At 68.4% G+C, this 9,129-nt stretch carries 11 protein-coding genes; 3 read left to right on the plus strand and 8 right to left on the minus strand.

What is annotated here, in order from left to right; all coding sequences use genetic code 11:
• Nucleotides 1-8: 8 nt before the first annotated feature.
• Both dapB and dapA read right to left on the minus strand, forming a co-directional pair.
• Nucleotides 9-845 carry a 4-hydroxy-tetrahydrodipicolinate reductase gene (gene dapB / locus ACNSN4_RS03765; protein WP_418284444.1) on the minus strand — a complete coding sequence of 279 codons (837 nt, stop codon included), beginning with the start codon at nucleotides 843-845 and terminating at the stop codon, nucleotides 9-11.
• Nucleotides 842-1,831, minus strand: a complete 990-nt coding sequence (gene dapA / locus ACNSN4_RS03770) for a 4-hydroxy-tetrahydrodipicolinate synthase (RefSeq protein WP_418284445.1) — start codon at nucleotides 1,829-1,831, stop codon at nucleotides 842-844. Before dapA ends, dapB begins: the two co-directional genes overlap by 4 nt.
• Before the next feature lie 339 nt (nucleotides 1,832-2,170).
• Here dapA and ACNSN4_RS03775 point away from each other — a divergent pair, with 339 nt between their 5' ends.
• From ACNSN4_RS03775 to ACNSN4_RS03785, 3 genes are all read left to right on the plus strand, one after another.
• Nucleotides 2,171-3,343, plus strand: a complete 1,173-nt coding sequence (locus ACNSN4_RS03775; protein ID WP_418284446.1) for an MFS transporter — start codon at nucleotides 2,171-2,173, stop codon at nucleotides 3,341-3,343.
• 88 nt (nucleotides 3,344-3,431) lie between these two features.
• Nucleotides 3,432-4,334, plus strand: a complete 903-nt coding sequence (locus ACNSN4_RS03780) for an HD domain-containing protein (RefSeq protein ID WP_418284447.1) — start codon at nucleotides 3,432-3,434, stop codon at nucleotides 4,332-4,334.
• A 71-nt stretch (nucleotides 4,335-4,405) separates the two neighbouring features.
• Nucleotides 4,406-4,945 (plus strand): PUA domain-containing protein, encoded by a 540-nt coding sequence (locus ACNSN4_RS03785; protein ID WP_418284448.1) that lies wholly within the window; start codon nucleotides 4,406-4,408, stop codon nucleotides 4,943-4,945.
• Nucleotides 4,946-4,959: 14 nt separating this feature from the next.
• Here ACNSN4_RS03785 and ACNSN4_RS03790 read toward each other — a convergent pair whose 3' ends face one another.
• The 6 genes from ACNSN4_RS03790 to ACNSN4_RS03815 all read right to left on the minus strand — a co-directional run.
• On the minus strand, nucleotides 4,960-5,982 hold the full coding sequence (locus ACNSN4_RS03790) for a presenilin family intramembrane aspartyl protease PSH (RefSeq protein WP_418284449.1): 1,023 nt from the start codon (nucleotides 5,980-5,982) through the stop codon (nucleotides 4,960-4,962).
• A gap of 626 nt (nucleotides 5,983-6,608) precedes the next feature.
• A complete protein-coding gene (locus ACNSN4_RS03795) occupies nucleotides 6,609-7,415 on the minus strand; it encodes a carbon-nitrogen family hydrolase (RefSeq protein WP_418284450.1) in 807 nt (268 codons plus the stop codon).
• Nucleotides 7,412-7,840: an SRPBCC family protein gene (locus tag ACNSN4_RS03800; RefSeq protein WP_418284451.1), complete on the minus strand. Its 429-nt coding sequence runs from the start codon at nucleotides 7,838-7,840 to the stop codon at nucleotides 7,412-7,414. The genes ACNSN4_RS03795 and ACNSN4_RS03800 overlap by 4 nt, the downstream gene beginning before the upstream one ends.
• A gap of 77 nt (nucleotides 7,841-7,917) precedes the next feature.
• Complete coding sequence (locus tag ACNSN4_RS03805) at nucleotides 7,918-8,145, minus strand: DUF7123 family protein (RefSeq protein WP_418284452.1); 228 nt, start codon at nucleotides 8,143-8,145, stop codon at nucleotides 7,918-7,920.
• A gap of 68 nt (nucleotides 8,146-8,213) precedes the next feature.
• On the minus strand, nucleotides 8,214-8,396 hold the full coding sequence (locus ACNSN4_RS03810) for a DUF7525 family protein (protein WP_418284453.1): 183 nt from the start codon (nucleotides 8,394-8,396) through the stop codon (nucleotides 8,214-8,216).
• Nucleotides 8,397-8,482: 86 nt separating this feature from the next.
• Nucleotides 8,483-9,129 (minus strand): PhoU domain-containing protein (locus ACNSN4_RS03815; protein ID WP_418284454.1); only part of this gene is annotated, 647 nt, incomplete at its 5' end.

Genomic DNA, 9,129 nt, shown 5'->3' on the forward strand with positions numbered 1-9,129 from the left:
TGCTCGGGTTATTCGTCGGCCCCGCCCGCGTCTAGCGCGTCGTCGAACCCGTACCAACCGGGGTCTTGGTCGGCGAGCCAGGCGGCGGCGTCGACGGCGCCCTCCGCGAACACGCCGCGGTCGCCGGCGCGGTGGGTGAGTTCGAGCGTCTCGCGGTTACCCGCGACGAGCACCTCGTGTTCGCCGGTCACGTCGCCGGCGCGTCGGGCGTGAACGCCGATCTCGTCGGCCTCGCGCGGCGCGTCGCCCTCGCGGCCGTGGACGCGTCGGTCGAGGTCCCCACGGACGTCCTCCACGTCGTCGAGGATGGACTTCGCGGTGCCGGAGGGGGCGTCGCGCTTGCCGTTGTGGTGCGTCTCGGTCAGCTCCACGTCGTAGCCGGGGAGCGCGGCGACCGCCTCGCGGACCGCCCGGCGAAGCGCGGCGACGCCGCGCGCGAAGTTCGACGCCTTGAGCACCGGGATCGCCCCGCTTGCGGCTCGGAGGCGGTCGAGCCCTCCGTCGTCGAACCCGGTCGTTCCGGTGACCAGCGGGACGCCGGCGTCGGCACAGGTCTCGGCGTACCCGACGGCAGATTCGGGCCCGGTGAAATCGACGAGCGCGTCGGGCTCCTCGGCCGTGAGCAGCGCTCCGAGGCGGTCAGCCGGATCGACGTCGACGCCCGAAACGGGGTCGATCGGCGTGCGATTGACCGCGACCGCGACGGCGACGCCCTCGCGGTCGGCGGCGGCCTCGATCACCTCGCGGCCCATCCGGCCGCCCGCGCCGGTGACGGCCAGGCGGAGTGGGCCCGCCCGTCCGTCGCGCTCGCCGCTCGCTCCGCGTCCGTCGCGCCCGCCGCTCATTCCGCGCCCTCCGAGGGGCTCGCGGCCTCGGCCGGGTCGGGAGTTCCGCTCTCGTACTCCGCGAGGAGCTCGCGGAGCGGACCGCGCCGCTCCTCGGAGAGCCGCGAGAGCGGCGAACGGACGTGGGAACTCCCCCGGCCGCGGATGTGCATCGCCTCCTTCACGGGGATCGGGTTCGTCTCGGCGAACAGCTCCCGGACCAGCGGCGACAGCTCGTGGTGGAGGTCACGCGCGCGGTCGTAGTCGCCGGAGAGCGCCGAGCCGACCATCGCGCAGGAGCGCTCCGGCTCGACGTTGGCGACGACGCTGATCGTTCCCGTGCCGCCGATGGACAGGACGGGGAGCGTGAGCCCGTCGTCGCCCGAGAGCACCGAGAACGCCTCGTCCCGGGTGCGCTCTATCACCTCGCTGATGAGGTTCAGGTCGCCGGAGGCTGCCTTATACCCTCGAATGTTCGGGTGTCCGGCCAGTTCGACGCTGACGTCGACCGGGATGGACTGGCCCGTCCGGCTCGGGACGTTGTACACGATCTGCGGGAGGTCGACCGCGTCGGCGATCGTTTGGTAGTGCTCCAAGAATCCCTGCGGCTCGGGCTTGTTGTAGTACGGCGAGATGAGGAGCAGGCCGTCGGCGCCGGCGTCTGCGGCGCGTTCGGACAGCGAGAGCGCCTCGGCGGTGTTGTTCGACCCCGTTCCGGCGATGACGGGCACGTCTTCGAGGGCGTCCCGGACCGTCTCGATCACGTCGACGTGCTCGTCGTGGGTCATCGTCGCGGACTCGCCGGTCGAGCCCACGGGGACCACGCCGTCGACGCCGGCGCGTTCGAGGTAGCGGGCGTTGTCTGCGAGCTGGTCGTGGTCGATCTCGTTGTCGTCGGTGAACGGGGTCGTCATCGCCGGGTAAACGCCCTCGAACGGCTCGTCGGTTCGATATCGATCGGTCGCGTCCTGTGCGTCGTAGGGTGTCGTGGTGGTCGTGTCTGTCATGGGTACTGCGGTGAGTCTGGATCGGTCAGCGGACCGGTGCGCGCGGGTCAGGGGTCGTCCGGGACGGGGTCGCCACTCCCGCCGGTGGACGGATCACGCGCGTTTTTTCGAGAAGAGCCGCGTCGCTGGTGGCGTCGGCGGGCCGCGTACGGACGCGGGTCGAGTCACATCGGTAGGTGTGTCCCTCGCCCGCTTATACGTTGTGTCCGCGCCCAGATACTGCCGGAACCGTGGTGGAAACCGAACCGACACCTGTTCCTGAGACGGCTTCTCCCTCCTTCGTCTTCCGATCCGCATAAGTGACCGCTCCGATTTCTGACGAGCACGACCGAATCACCGATGAAATGGCGATACCGCGAGACGGTCCTCGCGCTGTGTACCCTCGCGTTTTTCGTGACGATGGTCGGCCGGCTTGCGGTCAGCCCTGTCCTCCCTCTCGTCGTCGAGACGTTCGCGGTCTCGAACGCGGTCGTCGGGTTGGCGCTGACCGGTATGTGGCTGGCGTACGGGCTCGCGCAGTACCCGAGCGGGATCCTCGCGGACCGGTACGGCGAGCGGCGGGTCATCCTCGTCGCCGTCGGCGGGTCGGCCGTCGCCGCCGTGGTCCTCTCTTTCGCTCCCGTCTTCGCGCTGTTCTTTTTCGGGACGGTCCTGCTCGGTGCGGTCGCGGGGCTCCACTACAGCGTCGCGACGACGCTGCTCGCGCGGACGTACGACAACGTCGGCACCGCGATCGGCATCCACAACACCGGCGCGACGGTCGCCGGACTGCTCACGCCCGTCGCCGTCGCGTGGATCGCCACTCGGTTCGGCTGGCGCGTCGCCGTCGCGACGGTCGCCATCGTGGGCGTCCCTGCCGCGGTGCTCTTCGCGAGACGAATCCGCCCGACTCCACCGCGACGCCCTGACACTCCTCTCCGGGACCGGGTCCAGTTCTCGGTGGCGCGGGACATCGTGACGCGTCCGCCGATCGCGTTCACGCTCGCCATCGCGGTCGTCGGTGAGTTCACGTGGCAGGGGATCGCCTCGTTTCTCCCGACGTTTCTGATCGCGCACCACGGGCTCTCGACGACCGCCGCGGGCGCGTTCTTCTCGGCGTACTTCGTCTCGCAGGGGGTCGGACAGGTCGGCGTCGGTGCCGTCTCCGATTGGATCGGTCGCGATCGGACGCTGGCGGGCTGCATGATCGTCGGAACGCTGGGGATCGCGACGGCCGTGACGCAGTCGAGCTGGGCCGCGCTGCTCGCCGCGATGGTCGCTCTCGGCGTGTCGATGAGCTTCGGCGCCGCGCTCATGCCGCGGTTCCTGCGCGAGTTTTCGACCGAAGAGGAGAACGCCGGATTCGGGCTCGTTCGGACGGTGTACATGATGATCGCCTCGCTCGGATCCGTCGTCGTCGGGGCCCTCGCGGACCTGTTCGGTTGGGCGGTCGCGTTCGGTGTCCTCGGCGCGCTGCTCGCCGCGACGTTTTGTGCACTTGCACTCAACAGAGCGCTGCGGCTGGGGTACTGACCCCTGCAGATCTCCGGACCGGGTAGCCACCTCGACACGCGAACCGAGCAGCCACACCCTTATCGGGGTGGCTCGCGTTCCCTACTCCATGAACGAGAACCCCTCCGATCCCGACGGTGAGGCCGTGAATCCACTGGAGGCGGACGAAGAGTCCGTGCCAGACGCCGCGACGCCGCTGGAAGAGGAGGACGCCGATCGACGCGAGTACGACCCCGAGAGCGAGCACGCGTTTCCAGACGAGCGACTCAACGAGGTGCTCGACCGGATCACGTCGGACGCCGAGATCGAGGCGTACCTGGAGGCGCAAAACGTCAACCCGGTCGATCGCAAGGGGTTCAACGACCACGGCACGAAACACGTCGAGATCGTCCGTGACAGAGCGCTCCGGCTGTACGACCTCTTGAAATCCGGCGGCGTCGAATTCAACGGGGCGCGCCAGCAGGGGCTCGACGAGGCGGACGAGCCGGTGATCATCGCGCTCGCGGCGACGCTCCACGACATCGGCCACGTCGTCCACCGACACGACCACCCGTACTACTCGATCCCGCTCGCCGCGGACCTCCTCGACGACTTCCTTCCCTCGTTTTACGGGGTTCCGGAGCAGGTCCGGATCAAGGCGGAGGTGCTCCACGCGATCCTCTGTCATCATACGGAGGAGGAGCCGCTCACCCGAGAGGCGGGAATCGTTCGGATCGCCGACGGACTGGACATGGAGCGCGGGCGCTCGCGGGTCCCCTACGAGGAGGGCGGTCGCGGGATCAACACCGTCTCCTCGCAGGCGATCGAGCGCGTCTCGCTCCGGGAGGGGGACAAGACGCCGGCACAGGTCGTGATACACATGAACAATGCCGCCGGCGTGTACCAGGTCGACTCGCTGCTCAAAGCGAAGATCGAGGGGTCGCTGTTGGAGTCGGAGATCCGGACGATCGCGATCAACACGCACCGCGACGGCGACGGCAACGGGCCGATCGTCGACCGGATCGAGCTGTAGGCGGCCTCCTCCAACGTCCCCTACCCGCCCCGTGTCGCAACGGCTTTCCGGACGGTACGGCTACCGGAGGTATGACCGACGCCGACGTGCTCGCGGACCTTCGGACCGGCGCCGACTACCAGTTCGGCGCGGGCGCGGGCGACGCGCTGTTTCCCGACGACGACACCTTGACCGTTCGCCAGTCGAGCGGCGGCCGCCCGCGACAGGTGATCCGCGGGGACGTCAACGACACGCCGGGGAGCTCCGAGGGCGACCGACTCGTCTCGTACGGGACCGACGGACGGTTCACCCTCGGTGTCGCCGGCGGTCGAGCCCTCCAGCGGGAGTTCGACGCGCCGCGGCACCGGATGGTCGTCGGCGAGGAGAGCGAGCCGTTCGTCCGAGAGGGGCGGAACGCGTTCGCGAAGTTCGTCACGGCGGCCGACGAGGGCATCCGCCCCGGCGACGAGGTGCTCGTCGTGGACGACGACGACACCCTGTTCGCGGTCGGGCGCGCGGAGCTGTCGGGCGCCGAGGCCGAGGCCTTTCACTCGGGCGCGGCCGTCAAAGTACGTAACGGGGTCGGCGACCCCACGGGTCGAGACGGCGGCGACGAGACGGCCGAGCGCTGATGTCGAGCGTCTCCTTATAAGAACGCGCCGACGCCGAGCGCCTCGATCAACGGGACGCCGGCGATGACGGAGCCGATCAGGTAGCCGCCGATTGCGCCGCCGTTCAGTAGGGGGAGTCCGGCGTGCGGTCGGCCTTTAATAACCCAACTCATCAGGACGAGCAGCCCCGCGAGACTCCCGACCATCGCGAGCAGCGCCGGGAGGTTGACGCCGATGAGCGGGACCGCGAGGCTCGCCGCGGGCGAGAACGTCGCGGCGCTGGCGACCAACACCGCCGGAATCACGGCGTCGCCGAGTCCGATGAAGAAGGCGTCGCGGTCCTCGATATCGGTCGGTTCGGAAACGTCGGTCTCGGTTTCGGCCGACCCAGCGTCGGTGCCTTCCGCTGTGTCGGTGTCGGCCCCCGCGTCCGCGCGCTCGCCGCGGTCTCCGTCCGCGCTCTGCTCGGGCTGCTCGGCGTCGCCGTCGAGCAGCGAGTACGACAGCGACAGCGGAATCACGAGCACCACGGGGATGTTCAGGTCCATCACGCCCTCCGCGAGCGAGAGCATGTGCTCGGTGCCGTACACCGAGATCGCGTCGTAGACGGCCAGAAGCGACAGGAGGATGAGCGCGGGCAGCAGTCCGAAGGAGATGCCGAATAACCCCGCCGCGCCGGCGCCCATCAACACCCCGGCGATGTCGATCACGTACCACTCGGGGTGGACGAGCAGCGCGACGCCGACGACGACGGCGGGCACCGCGGCCGCGAGCGGCGACACCAGCGCGGAGAAGACGTACCACGAGAGCCACGCGGAGACGCCGACGATCAGGAGCCGAATCCCCTGATCGAAGTCGTAACGGAACGCCGCGAGCATCAGCCCCGCCATGACGATGATCGCGACGATGTACAGGAGGCTGTTCGTCGGGTTGTCGGGATCCTCGACCGCCTGATAGCCGCTTTCGGCGAACTCGGGGACCAGCGCCAGTGCGCCGAGCTGGACGGCGAGGAACAGGCCGACGACGAAGGCGACGCCGCGGTACTCGCGGGGGAACATTCGACCGTCAGTTCGGAATCCGGGGGTTTCGTCCTTGCGCTTCACCGGCGCTGAGGGCTCCGCTCCGCGTACCGGCTTGCGCGATGAGAAGTGGGGCTCGGGTACGGTGTGGGAGCGGGTGGACCCGAACCCGGAAGCCAACGGACGACGGACGGTGGAAGCGAGCGTCCGGTCGGCCCGCCCGAAACGGGATGGGGTCGACCGGGTTCGTCCGCGGCGTTTGAGCCGAGTCCGAATCGGTGTAAGTAACTATCGGCCGAATTATCACGAACGATACGATATCGGGGCGGCGACGGGCGAGTGAGGAGTGAACACAGAGCCCGGAATCGCGACAGACGAGGCTCGACGCGGAAACAGAGAACCGGCGAACGGGAACGTGCGGCACTCGGATGGAAGCGGTGAACGGCGGAGCGGCGGAACGAGATGGTGGGAGGCGGGCGGGCGGCGGCCGAACAGCGGACCCCCAGGCTGTCTTCGGCGTCGCCGCCCGAGTGGTCGGGACGGGCGTGTTGTTGTCGCCGAACTCCAACGAGAAAAGCGTCGGACCTCGGCAGTTACCAGTTGTCGCTTCGGAGGTATAAATGAGACGGTCCGCGATTACCGACGATCACGTGGGGTCGAGGCAGTTACCGACGGTCCCGCAGGGCGGGAAACTCCTCGCGAACTGCCGCGACGCGCTCGGGGTCGACCTCGGCGGTCACCGTGGTCGGCTCCTCGCCCGCCGACGCTAGAGTGGTCCCCCACGGGTCGTAGACGGTCGTCCGACCGCAGAGCGCGTCCTCGCCGAAGGCGCCGCTCCCGTTGACCGCCGCGACGTACGCGAGGTTCTCGATCGCTCGCGCGCGGCCGAGAGTCCGCCAGTGTTCCACGCGGGGATACGGCCACGCGCTCGGAACGAGCACGCACTCGACCCCGTCGTCGACCATCTCGCGGAACTGCTCCGGGAACCGGAGATCGTAACAGGTCGTCACGCCGATGCGTACCCCCTCAAGGTCGATCACCGGGACCGACTCGCCCGGCACCATCCGGTCGGTCTCCTCCGAGCCGTACCCGAACAGGTGGTGTTTCCGATAGACGAGCTGCCGCTCGCCCTCGCGGTCGAAGAGGACGGCCGTGTTCGCGAGCCCCGACGCCGCCGGGACCGCGATCCCGTCGGCCGCGGACGCGGCGAGATCCTCGACGACGGTCCCGGCGAGCACGTTGACGTCGGCGTCCGCGGCGACCGACGCGATCCGGGCCAAGCGGTCGCCACCGACGCTTTCGGCCGCGCGAGCGTACGTTTCGAACGCGAAGTAACCGACGTCGAACAGCTCCGGGAGAACGACCAGGTCCGCCCCGTTCGCGGCCGCCGCTCGGACCCGATCGATCGCCCCGTCGACGTTGGCCGCGACGGCACCCCCCTCGACGCCGAGCTGGACGCAGGCGAGTCTCATGCGGTCGGTCCGAGCGACGCGCGGAGCGCGTCTTCTAAGTTGTCGAGCTCGGCGTCGAAGTTGTGTTTGAAGAAGGACTCCACGCCCGGAAGTCGCCCGTCTACCACGAACTCATTGGCCAGTTGACAGCCGTTGTCGGTCTCGGTGATGACGTGCTCACCGGTCACGCGAAACGCGCGCGACTTCCCGACGAACTTCACTCGGTTCGGCGGCTCGCTCGCGACCTCTTCCGTCTCGACGGCAATGGTCGATCGGATCATCGGTATCGGGAGCGCGACGTGCCACGTCGCGCGGCCCTCGCCGTGGACCTCGAAGGTGTCGACCACGCTTATCGCCCCTGCGCGCTGTTCGGCGTCCGAGATGAACGCCCACACGTCGGCCGGGGGCGCGTCGAACTCGAACGTCCGGGAGACTCGGACGGTCATACGATTCCGTTGGGGCTACCGGGGTTAAAAACACGCGCGTCCTCGGCGCCGGTGAGCCGAACCGGACGTGCGCGAACCTACCCTTGCGGCGTCACGCGCCACGTCGTCGACCGGGCGCGCCCCCATTTCTCGATGTCGACGTCGTCCGACTTCTCAGCGAGCCGGGGGAGGCGCGATCCCACCTGCTTCGCGGTGAGACCGATGGCGTCGGCGATCGTCTTCGACCGGACGTAGCGCTCGCCGCGGGTGACGCTGTCCGTGAGGTACGCGAGGATGCGCTGTTCCTCCTCGGTGTACTCGTCCATGACCTGAAGATAGGTGTCAGACGTTCTTAACGGTTTCTCGTCGCTGCACTATTCTCGTCGGTCGGAACTCAATCGAATACCTGTGCGGCGACGACCGTGAGCACTGCGAAGACCAACGCCGCCGCGAATCCCCACGCGCGTCCGATCTGCGTCGGGTATCCGAACAGTACCACGGCACCGACCAGCGCGACCGCCGTCAACACCAGTGCCACGCCGACCTCCTTGTCCGATCCGATGGATCCCTCGCTCATACGCGTCGCTTCGCGGGCGACTACTTAGTTTATGTGATGCGAGCGAATCAGCGCCGCAGTTACGAGTCGACCTCGACCCCGCGAGATCAGATGATCTCGACGTGGTCCGAGGGCTCGTTGAGCGCGAGGTTCGCGGCGATCTCGGCGTTTCGCATGGCGTACTCGGCGGTGTGCTGAAGGCTGACCAGTACCTCCCGTGTCATCAGGAGCGTCTCGTTGTCCAGATCGTCCGGGAGCTCGCTGAGTATCTCCTGCTCGCGGTCTTCGAGTCGGGCGAACAGGTTCCGACACTCGACCGTGAGGTCGTAGTCGCGCTCGACGACCGCACGAACCGCGAGCGCGGTCAGCTCGTCCACCTGATCCGTGAACTCGCGTATCTGCCGCATCGTCGCGGTGTCGACGTTGAGCGTGTGGCCGTCGGCCTCCATCACGATGTCGGCGATGTCTTCGGCGTTGTCGGCGGTCAGTTCGAGGTTCTTCGCGACCGAGCGGTAGCCGATGAGCGGGAACCCCTCCTCCAGTCCCACCGCGCGGGCGAGGTTCGGGTTCTGGTACGCCGTGAAGATCAGCCGCAGGAGGAGCACGAAGATCTTGTTCGCCTGTCGCTCGCGGTTGAGCGCTCGCTGGGCGAGGTCGGGATTGCCGTGCGCGAGCGCCTTCACGGCCTCGCCTCGCATCGTCGACCCCGTGTTCTCCAACCGTTCGAGGAGGTTGTCGAGGGTGAAATCCTCCG

This window comes from Halorubrum marinum (assembly GCF_048381195.1).
Classification (GTDB): domain Archaea; phylum Halobacteriota; class Halobacteria; order Halobacteriales; family Haloferacaceae; genus Halorubrum.